This is a genomic window from Achromobacter sp. JCM 18799 (assembly GCF_055395645.1).
Map to the genome: position 1 here is coordinate 104,959 of NZ_AP043866.1, position 24,950 is coordinate 129,908.

Here is a 24,950-nt window from a genome sequence, read left to right on the forward strand (position 1 = left end):
TCCTATTCGCCGCGCTTGCGCAGCTGCGGGTTGAGGGCGTCGTTCAGGCCTTCGCCGATCAGGTTGATGGCCAGTACCGTCAGCAGGATCGCGACGCCGGGCCAGACGCTCATCCACCAGGCTTCGCGGATCATGGTGCGGGCCGCGCCGATCATGAAGCCCCAGCTCATCAGGTTGCGGTCGCCCAAACCCAGGAAGGACAGCGAGGATTCCGTCAGGATCGCGGTGGCGACCATGAAGGACGCCGACACGATGATGGGCGACATGGCGTTGGGCAGGATCTGGGTGCCGACGATGCGGGCCGGCGTCTGCCCGATGACGATGGCGGCCTGCACGAACTCGCGCTGCTTGAGCGTCATGAATTCGGAGCGCACCAGCCGCGCAGCCGGCGGCCAGGAGACGACCGCGATGGCGCCCATGATGGAGTAGACCGACGGGCTCAGGATCGCCACCAGCACCACGGCCATGGCCAGCTGCGGGATGGTCTGGAAGAACTCCGTGAAGCGCATCAGCGCGTCGTCCACCCGGCCGCCGCAGTAACCCGCCACCGAGCCCACCACGATGCCGAACACCAGCGCCACGGCGGTGGACAAGAGACCCACCATCAACGAGACCCGGGCGCCCCAGACCAGCCCGGCCGTGATGTCGCGGCCCAGCATGTCGGTGCCGAAGGGGTAGTCGGCATTGGTGAAGGGCGGAATCAGCGGGTCGGCCACCATCATCCAGGGGGATTCTTCATACAGCAGCGGCGCGGCCAGGGCCACGACGATCACGACCAGCATGATGGCCAGTCCGGCCACCGCTCCGTAATTGCGCATGTAGCGCCGGGCAAATGACTTCATGCGGCGGCTCCTTGCTGCGCGCCCGCGCCGATGCGCGGATCGATGAGTCGGTACAGCACGTCGGTCAGCAGGTTGAACACCACCACCATGATGGAGGTGACCAGGAAGATGCCCAGCAGCAGCTGGTAGTCGCGCTGCAGCAGCGCGTCGAACATCAGCCTGCCTATGCCGGGCCATGCGAACACGGTTTCGGTCAATACCGCGCCGCCCGCCATCTGCCCCAACTGGATGCCGGCGAAGGTAATGACAGGCAGCAGCGCATTGCGCAGCACGTGGGCGCGGATCACGCGGCCGGGACTTACGCCCTTGGCGCGCGCCGTCTTCACGAAATCCATGCCTATCACTTCCAGCATGGAGGCGCGGGTCAGCCGCACGTAGACCGCCATGAAGAAGCAGCCCAGCGTCACGGTGGGCAGGATCAGGTGCTGGGCAATGTCGGCTGCGCGCGCCCAACCCTTCAGGTTGGCGCCCACGGTCTCCATGCCGAAGGCCGGCAGCCAGCCCAGCACCACCGAGAACAGCAGAATGCCCATCAGCGACAACCAGAACAGCGGCGTGGCATACAGCACCAGGGCGCCCGTCATGACGGAACTGTCGATCCAGCGGCGCTTGTTGCGGTAGCGGGCCTTGGCCGCCACCACGCCCAGGAAGACGCCCAGCACGATGGAAAACACGAAGGCGCAGGACATCAGCAGGAAGGTGGCCGGCAGCCGTTCCAGGATCAGGTCCAGCACCGGCACATGGTTGCGGTACGAGAAACCCAGATCCAGCTGCACCACGCCCTTCAGGTACAGCATCAGCTGGGTCAGGATGGGCTTGTCCAGGCCGAACGCCACGCGCAATTGTTCGACGTAGGCGGCGTCGCCCGCGCCGGCCTGGCCTGCCAGCACGGCGGCGGGGTCGCCGGGAGCCAGGCGGATCAGGAAGAAATTGATGATCACCACGCCCAGCACGACCACCAGGGCCTTGCCGATGCGGGAAACAAGGAAAGACAGGAATTTCATGCTCGGGGTCCTCTCTGATCGGGCGCGGCCTGCCTGGGGCAGCCGTAGTCCGGCCGGCATCCGCCGCCGCGGCAGGCCTGCCGCGGCGGCGTCCTGCGGCGCTTACTTCTCGATGTACACGTCGTCGAAGCTCTCGTTCAAGCCGATGGCGGTCTTGACCAGATTCTTCACGTTGCCGCGGTAGAGCGTGGGGAACTCCATGTCCACCAGGAAGCCGTTGGCGATCTCGTTGACCAGCGTGGTCTGCAGCTTGCTGTAGAGCTCCTGGCGCTTGGCGGGGTCAACCTCGGACGCGGCCGCCTCCCATTGCTTGTCGGTCTCCGGGTTGCTGTAGCCCTGCACGTTGGCGAAGGGCGAACCCTTGACGATGTTCGACGAGATATAGAGCCGCTGCACGCCCAGCGCGGGGTCGCCGTACTGGTAGGTGAAGGTGGTCGTCATGTCGAAGTCCCAGTTGCCGGTGCGGCTGGCCCAGCCGCCGGCGTCGGTGGCTTCCAGGTTGACCTTGAAGCCCAATTGCTCCAGCGCCTGCTTGGTGTATTCGCCCAGGCGGTCCCAGGTGGAGCCGTAGGGGAAGCTCAGCTGGCGGATCGTGTAGTCCTCGGGCTTGATGCCGGATTCCTTGATCAGCGCGCGCGCCTTCTTCATGTCGAACGCCAGCGGCGGCATGTTCTTGTCGTAGAACATCTCGGTGGTGACGAAGGGGCTGGTGGACACCTTGCCCAGGCCGAAGAAAATGTTGTTGACCACCATGTTGCGGTTGATGGCCGCCATCACCGCCTGGCGCACCTTCAGGTTGTCGAAGGGCGGCTTGCGCATGTTGAAGATCAGGTAGGCCTGGGGCGAGAACATCTCCCAGCCAGCCGTCGTGTACTCGACCTTGGGCAGGGCGCGCAGGCGCTTGATGTCGACGTTGTCCACGTCGCCGCCGCGCAGCACGTCCACGCTGCCGCGCTCGAAAGCCACCGCGCGCGAGGCCGAGTCGGGGATGACGTTGAACACCAGTTCATCCAGATACGGCTTGCCGGGCTTCCAGTAGTCGGGGTTGCGGGTCAGCTTGATGTATTCGCCGCGCTTCCATTCCTTGAACATGAACGGACCCGTGCCGACCGGCTTCTGGTTGGCCGGGTTGGTCATGTAGTCGGTGCCTGCATAGATGTGCTTGGGCATCATGGGCGCAAAGCCCGGCTCGAACATCAGCATGAAGGCGGGGAAGGGCGTCTTCAGCTTGACGACCACCGTCTTTGCGTCTGGAGCCTGCACCGATTCCACGAACTTGTTCAGGATCACGCGGGCGCGCGCGTGAGTCTTGGGCAGCATGTCCGCCAACGAGAAGACCACGTCCTCGGAGGTGAAGGGCTTGCCGTCATGCCACTTGACGTTGTCCTGCAGGTGAAAGGTGTAGGACAGGCCGTCGGCCGAGGCGTCCCAGGACTTGGCGAGGCCGGGCTGGGGCTTCAGGTCGGTGGAGTAGGTCAGCAGGCTCTCGTAGATCTTGCCGGCGACGAATTGCGTGGGACCCTGCTGATTGATGGCGGTGACGATCACCGGCGGTTCGGGCTGGACGATCATGTTCAGCGTGCCGCCCTTGGTCTGCGCCAGCGCTTGCGTGGCGGGCAGCGCGGCCGCGAGGACCAGTGCGCCGATGCTTAGGGAGAACCATTTCTTCGATTTCACTGCGAGCCTCCGGGCTGGAAAGGGTCTGACAGGTGTCCGCGTCGCGGATGCCGTGCACTGGCAAGCAAACCTCATGCCACCTGTGTTTTCAGGGGTACTACGGGTGGAGCCGCTACAACAATGCTTCGTACAGGTGCTCTTCAGCGCGCCGCGCACCATTGCGGAGCGCCGTTCTCGTCGCCAAAGTCTTCCCGCAGGCGCGCCAGGATGCCCAGCAGATGCGCATGCATGGCGTGCCGCGCGCGGATCGGGTCGCGCGCCTGGATGGCCGTCAGGATGCGCTGGTGCTCGGCATGGGCGATGGCCCAGACCTTGGTATCGACGAAGTAATCCTCCATGCGGCTGTACACGGGGCTGGTCTGCGTCAAGTCCCACAGATGGGCGACCGAGGCCGCTACCGCGGCGTTGCCGCAAGCCGCGGCAATGGCGTTGTGGAATTCGCGGTCGTGGCGGCCGGGCGAGTTGCCCAGCGACATGCCCTCGTGGGCATCGCGGATGGCGGCAATCTGGGCGGGCGACCCATGCTGCGCGGCCATGCCGGCGCACTCGGGTTCGATCAGCATGCGCGCTTCGAGCAGGTCGAACGGGCCGATGCCGTCCTGTCCCGGCGTGGCGTACGTGGCGGGAGCGGAGGCTTCCCGAGAGGCGGTGACGAATACTCCGGTGCCTACGCGCACTTCGACATAGCCTTCAATTTCCAACGCGATCAAAGCCTCGCGGATCGACGCGCGGCTGACCTGCAGTTGTTCGGCCAGCTCCCGCTCGGAAGGCAGGCGTCCGCCGCGAGGGAATTCCCCGGCCCGGATCCGACCGGCGATCTGGTCGGCGATGACGCGGTACAGGCGGGTGACGGCGGCAGCTTGGAAGGTGTTCATCGACGGTGGGGGCGGGAACTTGGAGCCAAGTGGTCAGGCCACCAAATATAGGCATCTGATCCTTGAATATGAAGGGAAATTTTCCAATTCAAGGGAAAACGATCACAGGGATTCCACCTCTTTCTTTAAGGTGGTCAGGCCAGTTAGGAAGGCCTGGCGCGCTTTACAGTTTCCAGACAAATCCGCACAGAAACAGCGCTGTTGCGAACCCGCGCCATCCCATACTCCGTTGCGCCCGATAACGGGCGTGAAGCAAGGCAGTGCGCTGCGCCGGCAGGAAGGGGTAGGAAGTGCGGGAAGTGACGAAGCGGGCGTTCCGGCCCGAGGGCTGGTGGATCGGCGCGGGCATGGCGGTGTACGCACTGGCGTGGTTGACGCTGCTGGACAGGGCGACCTTGGTGCCGCCCACCGACAACATCGAGCAACTGACCTGGGTACGCAGCCTGGAATGGGGCTATTACAAGCATCCGCCGCTACCGACCTGGTTGCTGTGGCCAGCGGTGCAATTGCTGGGCTGGTCGGCGTGGACCAGCTACATCGCCGGCGCGCTCTGCACCCTGGGCGCTTTCGCGTTGTTGTGGCGCTGGCTGCGGCGCATGCGCGGCAGCGGCCATGCGCGGGCGGCGTTGCTGGCCGGCCTGTGCATCACCTTCTACAACGGCCGCCTGCATTTCTACAACCACGAGATCGTACTGATTCCTCTGGCGGTGGGCTGTGCCGTCGCGTGCTGGAAAGCCTGGACCACGCGCCGGATCGGGTGGTGGATCGTGCTGGGCGCCAGCCTGGGTCTGGGCGCGCTATCCAAATACCAGAGCGCGGTGGCGGGCGCCGCCGTGCTGGTCTTTTGGCTGAGCCAGCGCGGCTGGCGCGATTCCATGCACCGGTTCGGGCTGCAGGTGGCGGCGCTGACCGCGCTGGCGGTCTTCGCGCCGCATCTCTGCTGGCTGGCCTACAACGGTTTCGAGCCCCTGAACTACGCAATGAACTCATCGCTGGCCGCTGGCCTGCCTTGGGCCCAACGCGTGGCGGAAGTGGCGCGGTGGTGGGGCGATCAGATGCTGAACCGCGCGCTGCCTGCGTGGGTGTTCCTGGGCGTCTTGTGGTGGCTGGCCCGCCGCCGCTCAACCGTGGCCGCTGTGAAGACGGAGGCGCCGCCGCGCGATGCTGGCCGCGCCATCCTGCTGTCGTTCGGCTTTACGCCACTGGTGTTCGTCAGCGTCATGACGCTTGCCAGCGGTTCCCATGTGCAACTGCACTGGGGCACGCCTTATCTGCTATTCGTGGCGCCCGCGATGATGGAGCTGGCGCGTGGCGGCGTCTGGGAGCGCGTGCGGCCGCGCGATGCCGTACTGGTGTTCGCTTTGGTCCAGGCGCTGTTGATGGTCCGGGTCGGGCTGACGTCCCCGGGCGGGGCGGGGCTTGTGCGCAAGGCGTCGGACTGGCGCTATTTCGATTCCCGGGCGCTGGCCCGGGCCTTGCATGAACCCGCCAAGGCCGCGCTGGGCGGACCCGTCAGGGTGATATCGGGGCCGCCCGCCGAAGCCGGCGCGCTGGCCCTGAGGCTGCCCGAACAGCCGCTGGTGCTGATAGATGGACAGCTCCGTTTCAGTCCCTGGGTGCCGAAGGAGGTGGCCGAGGCTTGCGGCGCGTTGGAGCTGGAGCTGGAACCGAGAACGCTCGGAGCGGGGTTCGTCGCGGTCGGACAGGACTTTCCAGGCCTGCACTGGCGCGTGACGCCGGCCTCCCGGCTTTGCGGCGCGGCGTCTGCCGCGCGTGGCCCCTAGGGGCAGACTACTGCGCCTCGTCGTCCGGTTCGGGCGTCTGCGTGAAGGCGCGCACCAGCCGCGCGATGCCGTCCAGTTCATCGTGCGCGCCCGCCACCCATTCCGGTTTCTCGAACGGGCTGTCCGAAGGGGTGTTGTCCATGCTTGCCTTCAGGTCATTGAGCAGCTCCAGCGCCATGTCGGTGGCTTGGGGGCTGCTGCGGGTCGAGAGGGCGATGGCGATCGCCAGCGCCTGGCGCATGGCGAGCAGGCGGCCGTCCAGTTCAGTGCCCATGATGGTTTCCTTGTTGTGCATCTTTTTGACAGGCGCATTTTACGGGGACGAGGCCGCAAGCGCCGCAGGGAGTCCCTAGGGGGGCTGGCGGATAGGAGGCGGGTCAGCAAGACGCCGGCATTTGCGCAAGATCAACCCGGACTGGCCGGCGCAGGCGAATAATTCCAGGTATGCAAGCCGCCCTACGCCCGTCACAGACAGAATCCCGCGAGCCCTCCGCCGCCAGCCCATTGTTCCCGCCCCAACTGCTGGCGCGGCTGGACAAGAACGGACCCCGCTATACCTCGTATCCCACGGCCGACCGGTATCACGGCGGTTTCGGCGAGCAGGAGTACCGGCAGGCGCTGCAGCAGCGCCGCGCGGCGGCGCCGGCTGAGCCTTTGTCGCTCTACGTGCACATTCCGTTCTGTGAGTCGGTCTGTTATTACTGCGCCTGTAACAAGGTGGTGACCCGCCACCACGACCGCGCCGTCCGCTATCTGGACGCACTGGCGGCGGAGATCGAGCTGCATGTGCGCGAGCTGGGCGAGGGTGTGCCCGTATCGCAGTTGCATTTCGGGGGCGGCACGCCGACCTTCCTGTCCGACGAGGAATTGTCGCGCCTGATGGCAAACCTGCGCCGCGCCTTCCGCTTCGAGCCCGACGCGGAAATCTCGATAGAGGTCGATCCGCGCACCGCCACGCCCGAGCGCCTGGCCCATATGCGCGAACTGGGCTTTAACCGCCTGAGTTTCGGCGTGCAGGATTTCGATCCTCGGGTGCAGGCGGCGGTGCATCGCATGCAGTCGTTCGAAGACGTGCGGGCGCTGATGCTGAGCGCCCGGGCCTTGGGCTATGCCTCGGTCAACATGGATCTGATCTATGGCCTGCCGCTGCAGACCACGGAATCCTTTGCCCGCACCATCGCGCAGGTCATTGCGTTGCGACCCGACCGTATCGCGTTGTATGCCTACGCTCATCTGCCCGCGCGCTTCAAGCCGCAGCGCCGCATCAACGAGGCCGACCTGCCCGACAGGGAGACGCGGGTGGGGCTGCTGAGCGCCGCCATCGACGGTTTCCTGAAGCAGGGCTATGCCTACATCGGCATGGACCATTTCGCGCTGGAAACCGATGCGCTGGCGATCGCCAAGCGCAAGGGGGAACTGCACCGCAATTTCCAGGGCTACAGCACGCAGCCCGACCGCGACCTGGTCGCGCTGGGCGTGTCCGCGATCGGCCGCATTGGCAATACCTACAGCCAGAACGCCAAGGTCCTGGACGAGTATTACGCAGCGATCGAAGCGGGGCGCTTCGCCGTCGAAAGAGGGCTGGCGCTGAGCACGGACGATCTGGTTCGGCGCGAGATCATCATGGACATCATGTGCCAGGGCCGCGTGGACTACAGCCGGATCGAGACGCGCCACGGACTGCGGTTCGCCGACAGCTTTGGCCCGGAACTGCGGCAGATGGCGAATCTGGCCGAGCTGGGCCTGGTCAACCTGCGCCCCGACGAGCTGCGGGTGACCGGCCTGGGCTGGTACTTCGTGCGAGCCGTCGCCATGGCGTTCGACGGCTACCTGCAGGCGCCGGGCACCGCGGCGAGTTACTCGCGGATCATCTGAGCCGCGGCGTCGCGCGGAGCCTGGGGCTGCGTTCATTCGGCGAACTTCTCCCGAAGATAGAGCGCCAGCGACAAATCGTCGGACAGCTGCAGTTTGCGCATGGCGCGGCGCTTGTGGGTGCTGATGGTCTTCTTGCTGCGCATCAGGCGCGCCGAGATCTGCGTGACGGACAGGCCCTGGCTGATGTGGCGCAGTACCTCCACTTCCGAGGTGGTCAAGGCCGAATGAGGGTGCGTCGGCTGCTGCGGCCGGACCTTGCCGTCCTGCACTGTGAGGAACGCCTCTTTGCCAGCCAGCACGCCGCGGATCATTTCCGGCAGCAGCACCATGCCGCATTCCTTGGCGAAGTAGCCGTTCGCGCCTGCGCGAAAGGCGGCGTATTGGGTTTCCTGGCGGCTGCCCGCCGAGAAGGTGATGAGCGCCATTTCCGGGTGGTGGCGGCGCAGGCGCCGCAGATAGTTCACGCCATCCCAGGGTTCCAGGGGCAGGTAGAAATCGACGAGGGCGACTTCGCAGGGCGAGTGGGACAGTTTCTCCAATAGGGAACGTGCCGAAGTTTCCCGATGCACCACCCGGAAACCCGGCCGGCTCTCCAGATAGGCGCCCACGCCCACGGCAACCACGGGGTGGTCGTCCAGGATCGCCACCTTGATGAGAGGCGGCGGCCGGGACAGGAGCAGGTGCCGGCGCGTGCCCGGGCGGTCGCCGCTGTCGGCGGGCTCGGGGTTGAGGTGCGGGGGCGCTTTGAGGGTGAGCGCTGAGACAGTTTTCATCGATGCTCCACATGCAGGATGGGGGAACGCCGGCGGTCGATTGCGCAGGTCGCGGGTGTCCTGAATTTGCGAAGGCAGATTACGTTTTCGCATGGCCTGCCGGAGGTGAATCGCGCCAATATCAGACTGTTGCACCGTCGACCTGTCATATATGCGAGAAGCACGCGTGGAACAGCCGGGATTTAGGCCGCGACGGCAGATGAGGTTTTGAGTTATGGCGCCCGCGCGCGCTGGCGGGCGCAACCGACGCGCCCTGAAGGGCGTGTTGTGGCGCTTTAGCCACGGAAAAGGCGTAAGTAGTGATACAATCGTGGACGATAAGCACAGCTTCTGTTGCGCGGTGCATTGTTTGCTGTTTTTGATCCCTGCCGCTGCGGCGAGCATCATTAGGTCCAGACACCATGTTTTTCCCGCTGGCACGAACTACGACCCGGAACTTTCGCCCTATGTCGCGTTAAGTTTTCGTGCGTCGGGTTTCACCGTGTCAGGTCAGCGGTAGGACTCAGCAAGACAATCCAAGAAACGCGGCTCTCTGGCCGCGTTTTTCGTTTCCGTATTTTGTTTTTTAGTTCCCAGAACCCCCCAGGAAGCACTCCCGATGGTACAGATCACATTGCCCGATGGTTCGCAGCGCCAATATCCGGGGCCGGTAACGGTTGCCGAAGTGGCGCAATCGATCGGTACGGGCCTGGCGAAGGCCGCCTTGGGCGGCCGCGTGACGTTTGAGGGCTCGGATTCCAAGCTGGTCGACACCAGCTTCCGCATCGAGGGCGACGCGCGCCTCGCCATCGTCACCGCCAAGGACGCCGACGGCCTGGATCTGATCCGCCACTCGACGGCGCACTTGCTGGCCTATGCCGTCAAGGAGCTGTTTCCCGATGCCCAGGTCACCATTGGTCCGGTGATCGACAACGGCTTCTACTACGATTTCTCGTACAAGCGCCCGTTCACGCCCGAAGACCTGGCCGCCATCGAGAAGAAGATGGCCGAACTCGCCAAGAAGGACGAAGTCGTCACGCGCGAGGAATGGTCGCGCGACGACGCCGTTGAGTTCTTCAAGGGCATCGGCGAAAAGTACAAGGCCGAGATCATCGCCTCGATTCCGTCGAACGAGCCGCTCAGCCTGTACCGTGAAGGCGACTTCATCGACCTTTGCCGCGGCCCCCACGTGCCGTCCACGGGCAAGCTGAAGGTCTTCAAGCTGATGAAGGTGGCCGGCGCCTACTGGCGCGGCGACAGCAAGAACGAGATGCTCCAGCGCATCTACGGCACGGCCTGGGCGACCAAGGAAGAGCAGGAAGCCTATCTGCACATGCTGGAAGAGGCCGAACGCCGCGACCACCGCAAGATCGGCCGCGAGCTGGACCTGTTCCATTTCCAGGACGAGGCCCCGGGCCTGATCTTCTGGCACCCCAAGGGCTGGGCGCTGTGGCAGCAGGTGGAGCAGTACATGCGCTCCGTCTACCGCGACAACGGCTACCAGGAAGTGAAGGCGCCGCAGATCCTCGACATTTCGCTCTGGAAAAAGACGGGCCACTGGGACAACTACCGTGAAAACATGTTCACGACGGAGTCCGAGAACCGCGTCTACGGCCTGAAACCGATGAACTGCCCGGGCCACGTGCAGATCTTCAATGCCGGCCTGCATTCCTATCGCGAGCTGCCCCTGCGCTACGGCGAATTCGGCCAGTGCCACCGCAACGAACCCTCGGGTTCGCTGCACGGCATGATGCGCGTGCGCGGCTTCACGCAGGACGACGGCCACATCTTCTGTACCGAAGAACAGTTGCAGGACGAGTGCGCCGATTTCACGGCGTTGCTGCAGAAGGTCTACCGCGACTTCGGCTTCACGGAAGTGTTGTACAAGGTCGCCACGCGTCCGGAAAAGCGCATCGGCACGGACGAAGTCTGGGATACGGCGGAAGCCGCCCTGATGGAGAGCCTGCGCCGCACGGGTTGCGAATTCGAGATCTCGCCGGGAGAGGGCGCCTTCTATGGCCCCAAGGTGGAATACACCCTGAAGGACGCCATCGGCCGCCATTGGCAGTGCGGCACGATCCAGGTCGATTTCTCCATGCCCGTGCGCCTGGGCGCCGAGTACGTGGACCAGAACGACCAGCGCCGCCCGCCGGTCATGCTGCACCGCGCGATCCTCGGTTCGCTGGAGCGTTTTATCGGCATGCTGATCGAAAACCACGCCGGCGCCATGCCTCCCTGGCTGGCTCCGGTGCAGGCGGTCGTGTGCTGCATTTCCGAACCTTCGGCCGATTATGCGGCTGAAATCACGCAAAGCCTGAAAAAACAAGGCTTTAGAGTAGAGTCCGATTTGCGCGGTGAAAAAATCACTCGTAAAATTCGGGAGCACAGCCTGCAAAAGGTGCCGTACATCCTCGTCGTCGGCGACAAGGAAAAGCAAAACGGCACCGTAGCCGTACGCGGACTGGGCGGATTGGATCTTGGAGCCATCGCATACGACGAGTTCGTCGCGCGTTTGTCCGAGGACGTTTCCACCCGTCGCGACGTCGTTCATCCTGATAGCAGCGCTGCTTAACATTTCTAGGAGCTTTCAACATCGCCACTGAAAAAGCCAATCGCATCAACGGTGAAATCCGCGTCCCCGAGGTGCGCCTGATAGGTCTGGACGGAGAACAGCTCGGCATCGTCAAGATTGCCGACGCCTTCCGTCTTTCCGAGCAAAGCGACGTGGATCTGGTGGAAATCGCGCCGAACGCCGAACCGCCGGTCTGCCGTTTGATGGACTACGGCAAATTCAAGTACCAGGAGCAGAAGCGCCAAGCCGAAGCTCGTTCCAAGCAGAAGGTCATCCAGGTCAAGGAAGTCAAATTCCGTCCGGCCACCGACGAGGGCGACTACCAGGTCAAGCTGCGCAACCTGCGCCGCTTCCTCGAAGAAGGCGACAAGGCCAAGGTGACGCTGCGTTTCCGTGGCCGCGAAATGGCTCACCAGGAACTCGGTATGCGGGTGCTTGAACGTGTGCGCGACGATCTGCTGGAACTTGCCCAGGTCGAAGCCATGCCGAAGCTCGAAGGCCGTCAGATGGTCATGGTGCTGGCGCCGAAGAAAAAGGCCGTGCCTGCGGGCAAGCCTGAATCGGCTGCCTGAGCTCCTGCCGTAGTCTCCCCAGGGAGGCTACGCCGCTTGTGCGATCTGCCGCCAGCCATGGCGCCGGCGGGTTCGCTAATTGGGCGGCTCTGCGCTACGATGTCATAAAGCCGCCTTCCCGCGAGGGAAGGCGGTGTCCGTTCAGGGTGTCGCGATGCATGTATTGTTCGTTTTGGATCCCTTGCCGCTGCTCAAGGCGTACAAGGACAGCTCTGTCGCCATGATGCGCGCCCTGGTGGCGCGCGGCCATACGTTAAGCGTGGCCATGCAGGGCGATCTCTATATCGAGGCGGGCACGGTCAAGACCGCGGCCACCCCCATCGAATTGGTCGCGGACGCCGATCTGCACGGCCACGACTGGTGGCGCGAGTCTGCCGCCCAGGATCTGCCGTTGGCGGAATTCGGCGCGGTGGTCATGCGCAAGGATCCGCCGTTCGACATGGAGTATGTCTACTCCACGCACCTGCTCGAGTACGCCGAGGCGCAAGGCGCCCGCGTCTTCAATAGCGGCGCGGCGATCCGCAACCATCCCGAAAAGCTGGCCATCACCGAAATCAGCGAGTTCACCGCGCCTACGCTGGTGACCCGCAGCATGGCCCGCCTGAAGGCGTTCCACGACGAGCATCGTGATGTCATCGTCAAGCCGCTGGACGGCATGGGCGGCACGGGCGTGTTCCGGCTGCAGCCCAAGGATCCCAATCTCAACGCCATCCTGGAAACGCTGACGGACAATGGCGCGCGCACCATCATGGCGCAGCGCTACATTCCCGACATCGTCAAGGGCGACAAGCGCATCCTGCTGATCGGCGGGGTGCCGGTGCCGTATTCGCTGGCCCGCATTCCGCTGGCCGGTGAAACCCGCGGCAACCTGGCGGCCGGCGGCCGCGGGGTGGCCCAGGAACTTTCCCCGCGCGACCGCGAGATCGCCGAGGCCGTGGCCCCCAAGCTGGCCGCCCGCGGCCTGCTGCTGGTCGGCCTGGACGTCATTGGCGATTACGTTACCGAAGTCAACGTCACCAGCCCCACCTGTTTCGTGGAAATCGCGGAGCAAACCGGTTTCGACGTCGCGGGCATGTTCGTCCAGGCGCTGGAAAAGGCCGTGGCGACCCCTGCCGCTGCCGCTTGACCCGCCAGGATTCCTGTCATGACCACCGGTATAGTCATCGTCGTGCACGCGCCCCTGGGCGCAGCGATACGCGATTGCGCCAGCCACGTCATGGGCAACCTGGACGGCATGCTGGCCATACACGACATCCAGCCTGAAGACCGGCCGGACGATCTGGCGCCGCAAGTCCTCAAGGACATCCTGGAGCAGGAGCACGGCGCGGGCGTACTGGTGCTGACCGACCTGATCGGCGCCACGCCCGCCAATATTGCCAAGCGCGCCGTCTCCGATGCCCAGGCCCAGGGCATTCAGTGCTGCGTGCTGGCCGGATTGAACACCCCGATGCTGCTGCGGGCCCTGACCTATCGCAATCTGCCCTTGGCCGAAACCCGCGAGAAGGCGCTGGCCGGGGGGCTTCAGGGTGTCTTACGTGTAGACTGACGGGCGGAAGTTTGCCCTATTATGTCGGCTATCCATTCAGGCCGATTGACGGTTCGACGGTTTGCTGTGATCAACACTGCGGCCTCATGCCGCAGCCATAATATTTCCTATGCCTAATACAGACATCGTCATCAGCAATAAACTGGGCCTGCATGCCCGGGCGGCGGCCAAGCTGACGCAGCTGGCCAGCAAGTTTTCCAGCGAGATCTTCATCTCGCGCGGCGCGCAGCGCGTGAACGCCAAGAGCATCATGGGCGTCATGATGTTGGCGGCCGGGCTCGGTGTGACGGTAAAGCTGGAGGCCTCCGGCAATGACGCCGATCAGGCCCTTTCTGAAATTCAATCATTGTTCGATAGCAAATTCGGTGAGCAGGAATAGAATTTCTTCCGAATCCGCCGGCCTGAGCATCGCCCAGGCCGGCGCGTCTACGACCCTCAATGATGCACCCAACGGGGCTGGCTTTGCCGGCCCCGTTGTCTGTTTGTACGGCAAAGGCGTCGCCAAGGGATATGCCATCGGCCGCGCGGTCGTCATGGGCGCGGCGGCGCTGGAGGTCGCGCACTACCGCATCTCGCCCGAGGATGTGCCTGCCGAAAGCAGCCGGCTCACCGATGCGCTGGCTTCGGCGCAGCAGGAACTGCTGCAGCTGGCCGATACCTTGCCGGCCGACGCGCCGCGCGAGCTCGGCGCCATGCTCAACGTGCACAGCCTGCTGCTGGGCGACCCGCTGCTGGCCGAGCAGACCCTGGCGCTGATCGCCGAACGCCACTACAACGCCGAATGGGCCTTGACGACTCAGGGCCAGATCCTGGGCCAGCAATTCGACGCCATGGAAGACGAGTACCTGCGCGAGCGCGGGGCCGACGTGCGCCAGGTCATCGAACGGGTACTGCATGTGCTGGCCGGCACCTCGGCGATCCTGCCCGACATGTCTCACATGGGCGGCGACGACGCGCTGGTGGTCGTGGCCCACGACATTTCGCCCGCCGACATGCTGCGCCTGCGCGGCGGCCGCTTTGCCGCCTTCGTGACGGACCTGGGCGGTCCTACTTCGCATACCGCCATCGTGGCGCGCAGCATGGCCGTGCCCGCGGTGGTCGCCATGGGCAACGTGCGGGAACTGGTTCGCGACGGCGACATGCTGATCATCGACGGCGCGGCCGGCGCGGTGATCGTCAATCCGTCCAGCCGCATTCTCGAGGAATACCGCCGCCGCCAGTCGGCCTATGCCGACGAGCGCGCCGAGCTGAGCCTGCTGCGCGACGAGCCTTCGGTCACGCTGGACGGCATCGATGTGGTGCTGCACGCCAACATCGAATTGCCTGAGGAAGCCGCGCTGGCGCTGGCTTCCGGCGCGCACGGCATCGGCTTGTTCCGCAGCGAATTCCTCTTCATGGGACGTCCGGACCTGCCGGGCGAGGAAGAGCAGTACGAAGCCTATTCGTCGGTGGTCAAGGTGATGGCCGGCAGGCCCGTCACGATCCGCACGCTGGACATCGGCTCGGACAAGACGCTGGACGGCGAGGCCACCGTGGCCACCAATCCCGCGCTCGGCCAGCGCGCCATCCGCTATTGCCTGGCGCGCCCGGAGATGTTCGCGACCCAGTTGCGCGCCATACTGCGGGCCTCGGCACACGGGCCCGTGCGCCTGCTGATTCCCATGATCGCGCACATGCACGAGGTGGTGGCGACCAAGGCTGCCATCGAATCCGCCCGCCGCGAGCTCGATGCGCGCGGCCAGGCCTACGCGCCCCACATGGACGTGGGCGCCATGGTCGAGGTGCCCGCCATCGCCATCGCCATCGAACCGTTCGCGCAGGCGCTGGATTTCCTGTCTATCGGCACCAACGACCTGATCCAGTACACGCTGGCGATCGATCGCGGCGACCACGACGTGGCGTCCCTGTACGATCCGCTGCATCCTGCGGTGCTGCGCCTGGTTGCGCACACCATCAATGCGGGCGAGCGCGCCGGCAAGCCGGTTGCCGTGTGCGGCGAGATGGCGGGGGATTCGCGCATGACCCGGCTGCTGTTGGGCCTGGGCCTGACCGAGTTCTCCATGCACCCCCAGCAGCTGCTGGACGTCAAGCGCGAGGTCCGGCGCGCGCACTCCAACGCCTTGCGCGTGAAGGTGGCCAGCGCCCTGAACCGCGCCTTGCCGGTGGACCTGGACACGCTGGACCTGGCCTGAGGCGGTTCGCCGCTGCATGAAAAAAGGCGCCGGGGCGGAATGCCCCGGCGCCTTTTTTATCCCCGCCCGCCCATGCCATCCGGCGGGCGGGGGGAGAGGCTTCTGACTTAGCTGTGATACGCCGATTCGCCGTGGCTGGTGACGTCCAGGCCTTCGCGCTCCTGGTCTTCCGGCACGCGCATGCCGCACAGGGCGTTGGCGATCTTGTAGGCGATCCACGCCACCACGCCGGACCAGACAATGGTCAGCAGCACGCCTTCCAGCTGGACCCACAGTTGATGGCCGATCATGCCCGGCTCGGCCAGGCCGGGACCGCCGAGGATCTGCGCATTGAACACGCCAGTCAGCAGGGCGCCCACGATACCGCCCACGCCGTGTACGCCGAATACGTCCAGCGCGTCGTCGGCGCGCAGCAGGCGCTTCAGGCCGTTGACGCCCCAGACGCAGACGATGCCGGCAATGACGCCGATGACCAGCGCGCCCACCGGACCCACCAGGCCGGCGGCCGGGGTGATGCCGACCAGGCCGGCGACGGCGCCCGAGGCGGCGCCCAGCATCGAGGGCTTGCCCTTGACGGCCCATTCGGTGAACAGCCAGGACAGCACGGCGCCGGCGGTCGCGATCATGGTGTTGAAGAAGGCCAGGGTGGCGTTCTCATTGGCGGCCAAGGCGGAGCCGGCATTGAACCCGAACCAGCCCACCCACAGCAGCGCCGCGCCCACGAAGGTCATCGGCAGGTTGTGCGGCTGCATGGCTTCGCGGCCGTAGCCGACGCGCTTACCCACCACGTAGGCGCCCACCAGGCCGGCCACGCCGGCGTTGATGTGCACCACGGTGCCGCCGGCGAAGTCCAGGGCGCCCTTGGCGTTCAGCAGGCCCGGCGCCGTTTCGGACGCGAACCAGACCATGTGGGCAATCGGTACGTAGGCGAACGTGAACCAGATCACCGTGAACACCAGCACCGCCGAGAAGCGGGCGCGTTCGGCGAAGCTGCCGACGATCAGCGCGCAGGTAATGCCGGCGAAGGTGGCCTGGAAGGAGGCGAACAGCAGTTCGGTCAGCGAGTTCGACATGGCGTACTTGCCGTCTGACGGGGTGAACATGCCGGAGAAGAAGGCGCGCGACAGGCCGCCGAAGAAGGCGTTGCCTTCGGTGAAGGCAAGGGAATATCCGTAGATGAACCAGAGCACCAGGCCCAGCACGAACGTGCACAGCACCTGCAGCAGCACGGACAACACGTTCTTGCTGCGCACCAGGCCGCCATAGAACATCGCCAGACCGGGTACGGCCATCATCAATACAAGCAGGGTAGAGACGAGCAACCAGGAGATATCTGCTTTATCCATTTTCAGGCTCCATTGAGTCTTTATTTATTTACAGCGCAGCTTCGCCGGATTCACCCGTTCTGATGCGGATCACTTGTTCGAGCGGCGCGGCGAAGATCTTGCCGTCGCCGATCTTGCCGGTGCGGGCCGCCTGTTCGATGGCTTCAATGACCTGATCGACCAGATGGTCAGGCACGGCGGCTTCGACGCGCAGCTTGGGCAGGAAATCGACGGCGTACTCGGCGCCGCGATACAGCTCGGTATGGCCCTTCTGGCGGCCAAATCCCTTTACTTCAGTGACAGTCAGACCCTGGACGCCGATCCCGGATAGAGCCACCCGCACTTCGTCGAGCTTGAAGGGCTTGATGATGGCGATGATGAGTTTCATGGCATTTCCTCTCATGGTTGCACGTTGGCCTCACCTATCAAGCAAATTCCATGCCATGTCGGACATGGCCCAGCGGAGGAGGTTGGTGCGCTGAAGGTGTGCCTGATTGCACCGATTTGGTGCTTCATGCACCTCTGGTCGGCTTCAAGTTGGTGCGCCGCGCCAGCCCTTGGGGCAAGCAACAAGATATGTTTCTCAACCAATATTTGTAGCAAATTGATGCGTGTTTTATTGCGTTTTATATTGGCATATCAGCTTATTTATAGAGCCATCGACGGACCGCCTGTTGCCCGCAGAGCCATGCGTGGCGCGCCTCTGGCGCAAATCGACAGACATGCGGCGAGACGTCGGAGCGCGCCGGAATCGGTGCGGCCGGCGCGGTCGCGTGATACGAGGGTTTACACCCGTCGGCTTGTTGCCGAAGAGCGGCTGCAGAAGAATCGATATCAGTTCAAGCCTGTCCCCAAACAGGCTGGGCCGCAGGCGGAGCCTCCGCGTCGACGGATCTCCAAGAGAAAGCAGGAACGGGAAGGGGTAGTCATGAAGATCCACCGCAAGGCTTTCTGCACTTTGGCCCTGGCCGCGTCGCTCGCCGCGCTGGCCGGTTGCAACAAGAGCGAAGAAAAGGCCGCCACGCCGGCCGCCACCGCTCCTGCGCCCGCACCTGCGGCTCCCGCGACGCCGCCTCCACCCGCAACTCCGCCTTCCTCGGCTGCTCCAGCGGCAGGCGCTGCAGCGTCCGTTCCCGCCGAGTGCGAGGCCTACGTCGCCAAGATCAATGCCTGCATGGACAAGCTCGGCAGCGGCAATCCGGCTGCCGCCGCGATCAAGGAGCAGCTTGACGCGGCCAGGGCGCAATGGGGTGCGGTCAGCGACAAGGCGCAGCTGGCGGCGCAATGCAAGCAGTCGTCGGATGCGTTCACGCAGTCGGCAAGCCAGATGGGTTGCCCGTAACGATGTTGGTAGGGGGTTGCCGCCATGGCAGCCCGGTTTTCTCCTGTGCTTTGAAGGGCGGTCACCGCATGCGGCCCGCCCTCTTTTTTTGGATCGAGGCGGCCCTTTTTTGCCGGACGGGTCCGGAAACGGCATTCCGACGCACTACACTTGAGGCATCAAGAACACAGTGAGGCCGTCATGAACAATCGCACCCAGTGGATGGAAGACATCCAGAAGAACATCTCCGACCTGATCGCCCGCAGCCCGGCCGCGGATGTCGAGCGAAACGTGCGCGCGATGATGACGCAGGCATTCTCCAAGCTGGATCTCGTCACGCGCGAGGAATTCGACGTCCAGGCCGACCTGCTGGCGCGTACCCGCGCCCGGGTGGATCAATTGGCCGCGCAGGTGCAGCAGCTGGAGTCGCGCTTGTCCGCGCTGGACAAGTAAGCGCTGGCGGCCGCATCGCGGCCGGCAGGGAACGCTTCCCGGAAACGGCCGCGATCAGCGGCCGTTTTCCATTTCCGCGTGCGCATCTGTGGCGGGCGGGCGTGATGCTTCTGTCACGGCCGCCGCCGCGGACGCCTCGCGTTTGCGGATACTGGCGGACCCAGCTCTTACTCGGAGGCCGCCTTGACGCTAGCCGTACTTGCCAGCCGCGCCCTGTGCGGCCTGGATGCCCATGCGGTCCGCGTGGAAACGCATCTGGGCCCGGGCCTGCCCAGCTTCAATGTGGTCGGCCTGCCCGATACCGAAGTGCGCGAAAGCCGCGAGCGCGTGCGCGCGGCCATCCTGAATAGCGGCTTCGAGTTCCCGCCGGGCAGGATCACCGTCAATCTTTCGCCCGCCGACATCCCCAAGGAGTCGGGGCGTTTCGACCTGCCCATTGCCCTGGGCCTGCTGCTGGCCTCCGGCCAGTTGGCCGCGCCGGCGGACGTCCGTGATCCGGAATCACCCGTTCGCGATCCGGCCCTGGCCGACCTGGTGCTGGCCGGCGAGCTATCCCTGACTGGCGCGTTGGTGCCGGTCGCGGCGCCGCTGGTCATCGCGCTGAGCGTCGCCCGGGAGGCGCCCGGCGCCACGCTCATCCTGCCTGCGGGCAGCGCCGAGCAGGCAGCCTGGGTTCCCGGGCTGCGCGTGCTGTCGGCGCGCACATTGGCCGACGTGGCTGCGCACGCCGCCGGTGCTTGTCTGTTGCCCAATGCCGTACCCCGGCCCTGGCCGGCGACTGCGCCCGGGCCGTGCCTGTCGGACGTTCGGGGGCAGCCGGGGGCGCGGCGGGCCCTGGAGGTTGCTGCGGCGGGCGGACATAGTCTCTTGATGATAGGGCCGCCGGGGGCGGGCAAGAGCATGTTGGCGGCGCGCCTGCCGGGGCTGCTGCCGCCGCTGGCGCGCGGCGAGGCGTTGGAAGTTGCCGCCGTTGCCGCGCTGGCTGGCTTGTCCGACGCGCCCGTGGGCCAGCCTCCGTTCCGGGCGCCGCACCATTCCGCCACGGCGGCGGCGCTGGTGGGCGGGGGGAGCCGTCCCCGTCCAGGCGAGATCAGCCTCGCGCATCATGGGGTGCTGTTTCTGGATGAATTGCCGGAGTTCAGCCGCCGTACGCTGGAGGCCCTGCGCGAACCCCTGGAGACGGGCAGGGTGGTCATCGCACGGGCGCTGCGCGCAGCGCAGTTTCCTGCCCGTTTCCAGTTGGTGGCGGCCATGAATCCGTGTCCTTGCGGTTGGCGTGGGCACCCGGGGCGGCCCTGCGCCTGCACGCCGGATCAGGTGGCGCGCTATGCAGGCAAGATATCGGGTCCGTTGCTGGACCGCATCGATCTGCACGTGGCCTTGCCGCCATCCGACCCCGAATGGATGGGCAAGCCGCCGGGGGAGGCGTCCGGCCCGGTCCGCGAACGTGTGGCGCGTTGCCGCCAGCGCCAGCAGGCCCGCCAGGGCAAGCCCAACGCCGCGCTGGCGGGAGCGGAACTGGACGAGCATTGCCTTCTGGATGACGAAGGCCAGGCCCTGCTGCTGCAGGCCATGCGCCGCCTGGCGGGCTCGGCCCGCGCCATGCACCGGGCGCTGCGGGTGGCGCGCACGATCGCCGATCTGGAAGGAGAGGACGCCCTGGGCGCCCGCCACATTGCCCAGGCGGTGCAGTACCGGCGGCCGGGCGTATGAGACTCCCTGCGGACGCCCAATGAGCCTGGGTTGCGCTTTGCCGGCTGCCTGGCTCGACAAAATGCAGGAAATCACCATATAATCAAAGGCTTTCCCGGATCCGGATCAGATTTGACCTGCTCTGGGGAGAATCCGCTTGGCAGCGATGCTGGCGGAAAGTACCCCGGAAGTACTTCGAGAAGTATCCCAAGAAGTACCCCCCGGAAGTACCCCAAGTAGTACCCCAAGAAGTGGCAACAGGTCTCCAAGTTTTGTCGCCATGGAAGGTTTCATCGGCCGTCCATGCGTCAAGCACCTGGTGTCATGCATATCAACAATGAGTGTTTAGTTTAGGGAATCAACATGCCCAAGATGAAAACCAAGAAAAGCGCCTCCAAGCGCTTTAAGGTTCGCGGCAGCGGCTCCATCAAGCGCGGTCAGGCGTTCAAGCGCCACATTCTGACCAAGAAGACCACCAAGGCCAAGCGTCAACTGCGCGGCTCGACGGCGGTCCATGAATCCAACGTGGCCTCCGTCAAGGCCATGATGCCTTTCGCTTGATCTAAGGGAGATCTACTATGCCTCGCGTCAAACGCGGCGTAACCGCCCGCGCACGTCACAAGAAAGTCATTGCCGCCGCCAAGGGTTACCGTGGCCGCCGCGGTAATGTGTTCCGTATTGCCAAGCAAGCAGTCATGCGCGCTGGCCAATACGCCTACCGCGACCGTCGTAACAAGAAGCGCACGTTCCGTGCTCTGTGGATCACGCGTATCAACGCCGCCGTCCGCGAACATGGCGTCAGCTACAGCGTGTTCATCGCCGGCCTGAAGAAGGCTTCGATCGAACTCGACCGCAAGGTTCTGGCCGACCTGGCCGTGCGCGACAAGGCCGGCTTTGCCGCCATCGTGCAGCAAGCCAAGGCTGCCTTGGCTGCCTGATCGCGCTTTAACTCATCGCGCATCGCTGCAAACGGGGCTGTAATGGCCCCGTTTGCGTTTTGAAGGCTGGATTTCATGACTCAAACGGTTGACGACCTGGTCTCCCAGGCGCAAGAACGCTTCGCCGCGGCCTCCGATGCCGCCGCGTTGGAAAATGCAAAGGCTCGGTTCCTGGGCAAGGAAGGCGCGCTGACGGTGCTGCTCAAAGCCCTAGGCAAGCTCGAACCCGAGCAGAAGCGCGAGATGGGCGCCCGGATCAATCAGGCCAAGCAACAGGTCGAAGAGCTCCTGAACCTGCGCCGCGCCGCGCTGGCACAGGCTGAACTGGACGCCCGCCTGGCATCCGAAACCATTGACGTCACCCTCCCGGGCCGCGGTCGCGCGCCGGGCGGCATCCATCCGGTGATCCGGACCTGGGAACGCGTGGAAGAGATCTTCCGTTCCATAGGCTTCGACGTGGCCGACGGCCCCGAAGTGGAAAACGACTGGACCAATTTCACCGCTTTGAACAACCCGCTGGACCATCCGGCGCGTTCCATGCAGGACACGTTCTACGTCGACATGAACGACGCCGACGGCCTGCCGCTGCTGTTGCGCACGCACACCAGCCCCATGCAGGTGCGTTACGCCCGCATGCACAAGCCGCCCATCAAGGTCATCGCGCCGGGGCGCACCTATCGCGTCGACAGCGACGCCACGCACTCGCCCATGTTCCACCAGGTGGAAGGGCTCTGGATCGCCGAGGACATCTCGTTTGCTGACCTCAAGGGCGTGTACACCGATTTCCTGCGCTGCTTCTTTGAAACCGACGACCTGGCCGTGCGTTTCCGCCCGTCGTTCTTCCCGTTTACGGAGCCGTCCGCCGAAATCGACATGATGTTCACCTCGGGTCCGAACCGCGGCCGCTGGCTGGAGATTTCTGGCTCGGGCCAGGTGCATCCGCAAGTGGTGCGCAACTTCGGCCTCGATCCCGAACGCTACATCGGCTTTGCCTTCGGTTCCGGACTTGAGCGCCTGACCATGTTGCGCTACGGCGTCAACGATCTGCGCCAGTTCTACGAAGGCGATTTGCGCTTCCTGCGCCAGTTCAACGAATAACAGACGGCTGATCATGCAATTTCCCGAATCCTGGCTGCGTACGCTGGTCAACCCCGCCATCGCCACCGATGAACTTGCACACCGGCTTACCATGGCCGGCCTGGAAGTCGAAGACACCGTGCCCGCCGCGCCCGCCTTTACCGGCGTGGTCGTGGGCCACATCGTCGAAATCGCGCCGCACCCCGACGCCGACAAGCTGCGCGTCTGCAAAGTGGACGACGGCTCCGGCGAACTGCTGCAGATCGTGTGCGGCGCGCCCAACGCGGCTGCCGGCCTGAAGGTGCCGCTGGCGCGCGTCGGCGCCGAGCTGCCTGGTGGCATGAAGATCGGCGTGGCCAAGATGCGCGGCGTGCAGTCCTCGGGCATGCTGTGCTCGGCCCGCGAACTGGGCCTGTCGCAAGACCATGCGGGCCTGTTGGAACTGCCTGCCGACATGACGCCGGGCCAGTCGATCCGCGAGGCGCTGGATCTGGACGACACGCTCTTCACGCTGAAGATGACGCCCAATCGCGCCGACTGCCTGTCCATCCTGGGCGTCGCGCGCGAAGTGGCCGCCCTGACTGGCGCACCGCTGTCGGTACCCACGGCCGTCGCCGTGCCCGTCACCCTGGACGAGCGCCTGCCGGTCAAGGTCGAAGCGCCCGATCTGTGCGGCCGTTTTGGCGGCCGCGTGATCCGCGGCGTCAACGCCCGCGCCGCGACTCCTGAATGGATGAAGACGCGCCTGGAGCGCGCCGGCCAACGTTCGGTGTCGGCGCTGGTGGACATCTCCAACTACGTCATGCTCGAACTGGGCCGCCCCTCGCACGTGTTCGACCTGGACAAGATCCGCGGCGACCTCAGCGTGCGCTGGGCCCGCGAAGGCGAGACGCTCGAACTGCTGAACGGCCAGACCGTTGCGCTGGACTCCAAGGTCGGCGTGGTCGTGGCCGGCGACCAGGTGGAAAGCCTGGCCGGCATCATGGGCGGTGAAGCCACCTCGGTCACGCTCGATACCCGCAACATCTATCTGGAAGCCGCGTTCTGGTGGCCGCAGTCGCTCGCCGGCCGCGCGCGCCGCTACAAGTTCAGCTCGGAAGCCAGCCACCGCGGCGAGCGTGGCGTGGACTACGCCACCATCCCCGAGCACATCGAATTCATCACGCGCCTGATCATTGACATCTGCGGCGGCGAAGCCGGCCCGCTGGATGATCAGATCGTCAACCTGCCCAAGCGCGAACCCGTGCGCATGCGCCTGGCGCGTTGCCACCGCGTGCTGGGCGTGCCCGTCACGCAGGCCGAAGTCGCCAAGATCTTCGGCAGCCTGGGCCTGGACTTCAAGATCGAAGGCGACGACTTCGTCGTCACGCCGCCGTCCTACCGCTTCGACCTGGAGCTTGAGGAAGACCTGATCGAGGAAGTGGCCCGCATCTACGGTTTTGAAAACATTCCGGCCGAGCCGCCCATGGCGCGCGCCAAGATGTACTCGCAGCCGGAGATCCGCCGTGGCGCCCACGCGCTGCGCCGCCTCACCGCCGCGCAGGACTACCAGGAAGTCGTGAACTACAGCTTCGTCGAAGCCGATTGGGAACGCGACTACGCCGGCAACGAGACGCCGGTGCGCCTGGTCAACCCGATTGCCAGCCATCTGTCGGTCATGCGCTCCAGCCTGATCGGCGGCCTGATTGCCAACATCCGCCACAACGCCAATCGCAAGCAGACGCGCGTGCGCCTGTTCGAACTGGGCCGCGTATTCATGCGCGATGCGTCCGCCCAGGATGGTCCGCTGGAAGTGGCCGGCGTGCGCCAGCCCATGAAACTGGCGGGCGCGGCCTGGGGGCCGGCCGTGGAAGAACAGTGGGGCGCCGCAACGCGCCAGGTGGACTTCTATGATGTGAAGATGGATGTCGAGGCGCTGTTCGGCGCGCGCGGCAGCCGTCTGCGCTTTGAAGCCGCCTCGCATCCCGCTCTGCATCCGGGCCGCGGCGCCCGCATCGAACTGGACGGCAAGCATGTCGGCTGGATCGGCGAGCTGCATCCGCGCTGGGCGCAACAAGCCGACCTGGCGCACGCGCCTGTCGTGTTCGAACTGGACGTCGCCGCGCTGTCCGAAGGCGAACTGCCGCAAGTGCGTGAACTCTCGCGCCAGCCCGTGGTGGTGCGCGATCTGGCGCTGTGGGTCGATGCTCATGTGTCGGCGCAATCCATGCTCGACACCGTCGCCGCGGCCGTCAAGGCGGACCCGCAGCTGTCGGTGGTGCAGGACGCGCGCCTGTTCGACGTGTGGCGCGAGAAGGCCCAAGGCAGCGAGCCCGTCTCGGAGAAAAGCCTTGCTTTCCGTTTCTGGCTACAGGACACTGAGGTCACGCTGGACGAGGCCCGCGTGGCGGATTGCCTGGCACGCATCAAGGAAGCCTTGGTGGCTGCGCACGGCGCTCGCCAACGCGCTTGAA

Annotated in this window: 23 protein-coding genes; 15 read left to right on the forward strand and 8 right to left on the reverse strand. The window is 65.1% G+C overall.

What is annotated here, in order from left to right; translation table 11 throughout:
• Positions 1-2 precede the first annotated feature (2 nt).
• The 4 genes from ACZ5YA_RS00720 to ACZ5YA_RS00735 form a co-directional block, all read right to left on the reverse strand.
• Positions 3-842 carry an ABC transporter permease gene (locus ACZ5YA_RS00720; protein WP_059380519.1) on the reverse strand — a complete coding sequence of 280 codons (840 nt, stop codon included), beginning with the start codon at positions 840-842 and terminating at the stop codon, positions 3-5.
• Complete coding sequence (locus tag ACZ5YA_RS00725; protein WP_118933324.1) at positions 839-1,846, reverse strand: ABC transporter permease; 1,008 nt, start codon at positions 1,844-1,846, stop codon at positions 839-841. The genes ACZ5YA_RS00720 and ACZ5YA_RS00725 overlap by 4 nt, the downstream gene beginning before the upstream one ends.
• Positions 1,847-1,948: 102 nt before the next feature.
• The gene (locus ACZ5YA_RS00730; RefSeq protein WP_059380521.1) at positions 1,949-3,523 is read right to left on the reverse strand and encodes an ABC transporter substrate-binding protein; all 1,575 of its coding nucleotides are present in this window, start codon (positions 3,521-3,523) and stop codon (positions 1,949-1,951) included.
• A gap of 140 nt (positions 3,524-3,663) precedes the next feature.
• Positions 3,664-4,398 carry a FadR/GntR family transcriptional regulator gene (locus ACZ5YA_RS00735; RefSeq protein ID WP_059380522.1) on the reverse strand — a complete coding sequence of 245 codons (735 nt, stop codon included), beginning with the start codon at positions 4,396-4,398 and terminating at the stop codon, positions 3,664-3,666.
• 290 nt (positions 4,399-4,688) lie between these two features.
• Here ACZ5YA_RS00735 and ACZ5YA_RS00740 point away from each other — a divergent pair, with 290 nt between their 5' ends.
• Positions 4,689-6,182 carry a glycosyltransferase family 39 protein gene (locus ACZ5YA_RS00740; protein ID WP_464091866.1) on the forward strand — a complete coding sequence of 498 codons (1,494 nt, stop codon included), beginning with the start codon at positions 4,689-4,691 and terminating at the stop codon, positions 6,180-6,182.
• A gap of 7 nt (positions 6,183-6,189) precedes the next feature.
• Here the strand turns inward: ACZ5YA_RS00740 and ACZ5YA_RS00745 are convergent, their stop codons facing one another.
• Positions 6,190-6,456: a hypothetical protein gene (locus ACZ5YA_RS00745; protein WP_059380540.1), complete on the reverse strand. Its 267-nt coding sequence runs from the start codon at positions 6,454-6,456 to the stop codon at positions 6,190-6,192.
• A gap of 170 nt (positions 6,457-6,626) precedes the next feature.
• Between ACZ5YA_RS00745 and hemN the strand changes: the two genes are divergently transcribed.
• Entirely contained in the window at positions 6,627-8,057 is a 1,431-nt protein-coding gene (gene hemN, locus ACZ5YA_RS00750; RefSeq protein WP_464091867.1) for an oxygen-independent coproporphyrinogen III oxidase, read from the forward strand.
• A gap of 32 nt (positions 8,058-8,089) precedes the next feature.
• Here hemN and ACZ5YA_RS00755 read toward each other — a convergent pair whose 3' ends face one another.
• A complete protein-coding gene (locus ACZ5YA_RS00755) occupies positions 8,090-8,830 on the reverse strand; it encodes a response regulator (protein ID WP_059380524.1) in 741 nt (246 codons plus the stop codon).
• A gap of 598 nt (positions 8,831-9,428) precedes the next feature.
• On the opposite strand from ACZ5YA_RS00755, the gene thrS reads away from it, so the two are divergent.
• The 6 genes from thrS to ptsP all read left to right on the forward strand — a co-directional run bounded on the left by thrS (position 9,429) and on the right by ptsP (position 15,691).
• Entirely contained in the window at positions 9,429-11,381 is a 1,953-nt protein-coding gene (gene thrS, locus ACZ5YA_RS00760) for a threonine--tRNA ligase (protein WP_059380525.1), read from the forward strand.
• Positions 11,382-11,401: 20 nt separating this feature from the next.
• Positions 11,402-11,953 carry a translation initiation factor IF-3 gene (gene infC / locus ACZ5YA_RS00765; protein WP_080551054.1) on the forward strand — a complete coding sequence of 184 codons (552 nt, stop codon included), beginning with the start codon at positions 11,402-11,404 and terminating at the stop codon, positions 11,951-11,953.
• 154 nt (positions 11,954-12,107) lie between these two features.
• The gene (gshB, locus tag ACZ5YA_RS00770; protein WP_059380526.1) at positions 12,108-13,079 is read left to right on the forward strand and encodes a glutathione synthase; all 972 of its coding nucleotides are present in this window, start codon (positions 12,108-12,110) and stop codon (positions 13,077-13,079) included.
• Positions 13,080-13,097: 18 nt separating this feature from the next.
• Positions 13,098-13,499 (forward strand): PTS sugar transporter subunit IIA, encoded by a 402-nt coding sequence (locus ACZ5YA_RS00775; RefSeq protein ID WP_054458255.1) that lies wholly within the window; start codon positions 13,098-13,100, stop codon positions 13,497-13,499.
• Between the two features lie 109 nt (positions 13,500-13,608).
• Positions 13,609-13,878: an HPr family phosphocarrier protein gene (locus ACZ5YA_RS00780; protein ID WP_013392913.1), complete on the forward strand. Its 270-nt coding sequence runs from the start codon at positions 13,609-13,611 to the stop codon at positions 13,876-13,878.
• Between the two features lie 154 nt (positions 13,879-14,032).
• Entirely contained in the window at positions 14,033-15,691 is a 1,659-nt protein-coding gene (gene ptsP / locus ACZ5YA_RS00785; RefSeq protein ID WP_240633337.1) for a phosphoenolpyruvate--protein phosphotransferase, read from the forward strand.
• 107 nt (positions 15,692-15,798) lie between these two features.
• Here the strand turns inward: ptsP and amt are convergent, their stop codons facing one another.
• The gene (gene amt / locus ACZ5YA_RS00790) at positions 15,799-17,037 is read right to left on the reverse strand and encodes an ammonium transporter (RefSeq protein WP_013392915.1); all 1,239 of its coding nucleotides are present in this window, start codon (positions 17,035-17,037) and stop codon (positions 15,799-15,801) included.
• Positions 17,038-17,065: 28 nt separating this feature from the next.
• Positions 17,066-17,404, reverse strand: coding sequence for a P-II family nitrogen regulator (locus ACZ5YA_RS00795; RefSeq protein WP_054458254.1), 339 nt, complete (start codon positions 17,402-17,404; stop codon positions 17,066-17,068).
• A 540-nt stretch (positions 17,405-17,944) separates the two neighbouring features.
• Between ACZ5YA_RS00795 and ACZ5YA_RS00800 the strand changes: the two genes are divergently transcribed.
• From ACZ5YA_RS00800 to pheT, 7 genes are all read left to right on the forward strand, one after another.
• Complete coding sequence (locus tag ACZ5YA_RS00800; protein WP_464091868.1) at positions 17,945-18,358, forward strand: DUF5339 family protein; 414 nt, start codon at positions 17,945-17,947, stop codon at positions 18,356-18,358.
• Positions 18,359-18,538: 180 nt separating this feature from the next.
• Positions 18,539-18,790, forward strand: coding sequence for an accessory factor UbiK family protein (locus tag ACZ5YA_RS00805; protein WP_054458252.1), 252 nt, complete (start codon positions 18,539-18,541; stop codon positions 18,788-18,790).
• Between the two features lie 183 nt (positions 18,791-18,973).
• On the forward strand, positions 18,974-20,503 hold the full coding sequence (locus ACZ5YA_RS00810; RefSeq protein WP_464091869.1) for a YifB family Mg chelatase-like AAA ATPase: 1,530 nt from the start codon (positions 18,974-18,976) through the stop codon (positions 20,501-20,503).
• A gap of 342 nt (positions 20,504-20,845) precedes the next feature.
• Positions 20,846-21,043 (forward strand): 50S ribosomal protein L35, encoded by a 198-nt coding sequence (rpmI, locus tag ACZ5YA_RS00815; protein ID WP_006218740.1) that lies wholly within the window; start codon positions 20,846-20,848, stop codon positions 21,041-21,043.
• Between the two features lie 17 nt (positions 21,044-21,060).
• Entirely contained in the window at positions 21,061-21,420 is a 360-nt protein-coding gene (rplT, locus tag ACZ5YA_RS00820) for a 50S ribosomal protein L20 (RefSeq protein ID WP_006218741.1), read from the forward strand.
• Between the two features lie 75 nt (positions 21,421-21,495).
• On the forward strand, positions 21,496-22,518 hold the full coding sequence (pheS, locus tag ACZ5YA_RS00825) for a phenylalanine--tRNA ligase subunit alpha (RefSeq protein WP_118933318.1): 1,023 nt from the start codon (positions 21,496-21,498) through the stop codon (positions 22,516-22,518).
• A 13-nt stretch (positions 22,519-22,531) separates the two neighbouring features.
• On the forward strand, positions 22,532-24,949 hold the full coding sequence (gene pheT / locus ACZ5YA_RS00830) for a phenylalanine--tRNA ligase subunit beta (RefSeq protein WP_280016720.1): 2,418 nt from the start codon (positions 22,532-22,534) through the stop codon (positions 24,947-24,949).
• Position 24,950: the final 1 nt, after the last annotated feature.

Bases quoted from the DNA above. Each gene is read 5' to 3' on its own strand.
- ACZ5YA_RS00805 (WP_054458252.1), top strand. From the start codon at position 18,539: ATGAACAATCGCACCCAGTGGATGGAAGACATCCAGAAGAACATCTCC.
- ACZ5YA_RS00800 (WP_464091868.1), top strand. From the start codon at position 17,945: ATGAAGATCCACCGCAAGGCTTTCTGCACTTTGGCCCTGGCCGCGTCG.
- ACZ5YA_RS00755 (WP_059380524.1), bottom strand. From the start codon at position 8,830: ATGAAAACTGTCTCAGCGCTCACCCTCAAAGCGCCCCCGCACCTCAAC.
- ACZ5YA_RS00735 (WP_059380522.1), bottom strand. From the start codon at position 4,398: ATGAACACCTTCCAAGCTGCCGCCGTCACCCGCCTGTACCGCGTCATC.
- gshB (WP_059380526.1), top strand. From the start codon at position 12,108: ATGCATGTATTGTTCGTTTTGGATCCCTTGCCGCTGCTCAAGGCGTAC.
- amt (WP_013392915.1), bottom strand. From the start codon at position 17,037: ATGGATAAAGCAGATATCTCCTGGTTGCTCGTCTCTACCCTGCTTGTA.
- pheT (WP_280016720.1), top strand. From the start codon at position 22,532: ATGCAATTTCCCGAATCCTGGCTGCGTACGCTGGTCAACCCCGCCATC.
- ACZ5YA_RS00725 (WP_118933324.1), bottom strand. From the start codon at position 1,846: ATGAAATTCCTGTCTTTCCTTGTTTCCCGCATCGGCAAGGCCCTGGTG.
- thrS (WP_059380525.1), top strand. From the start codon at position 9,429: ATGGTACAGATCACATTGCCCGATGGTTCGCAGCGCCAATATCCGGGG.
- rpmI (WP_006218740.1), top strand. From the start codon at position 20,846: ATGCCCAAGATGAAAACCAAGAAAAGCGCCTCCAAGCGCTTTAAGGTT.
- ACZ5YA_RS00720 (WP_059380519.1), bottom strand. From the start codon at position 842: ATGAAGTCATTTGCCCGGCGCTACATGCGCAATTACGGAGCGGTGGCC.
- ACZ5YA_RS00795 (WP_054458254.1), bottom strand. From the start codon at position 17,404: ATGAAACTCATCATCGCCATCATCAAGCCCTTCAAGCTCGACGAAGTG.
- ACZ5YA_RS00775 (WP_054458255.1), top strand. From the start codon at position 13,098: ATGACCACCGGTATAGTCATCGTCGTGCACGCGCCCCTGGGCGCAGCG.
- ptsP (WP_240633337.1), top strand. From the start codon at position 14,033: ATGGGCGCGGCGGCGCTGGAGGTCGCGCACTACCGCATCTCGCCCGAG.
- hemN (WP_464091867.1), top strand. From the start codon at position 6,627: ATGCAAGCCGCCCTACGCCCGTCACAGACAGAATCCCGCGAGCCCTCC.
- ACZ5YA_RS00745 (WP_059380540.1), bottom strand. From the start codon at position 6,456: ATGGGCACTGAACTGGACGGCCGCCTGCTCGCCATGCGCCAGGCGCTG.
- rplT (WP_006218741.1), top strand. From the start codon at position 21,061: ATGCCTCGCGTCAAACGCGGCGTAACCGCCCGCGCACGTCACAAGAAA.
- pheS (WP_118933318.1), top strand. From the start codon at position 21,496: ATGACTCAAACGGTTGACGACCTGGTCTCCCAGGCGCAAGAACGCTTC.
- ACZ5YA_RS00780 (WP_013392913.1), top strand. From the start codon at position 13,609: ATGCCTAATACAGACATCGTCATCAGCAATAAACTGGGCCTGCATGCC.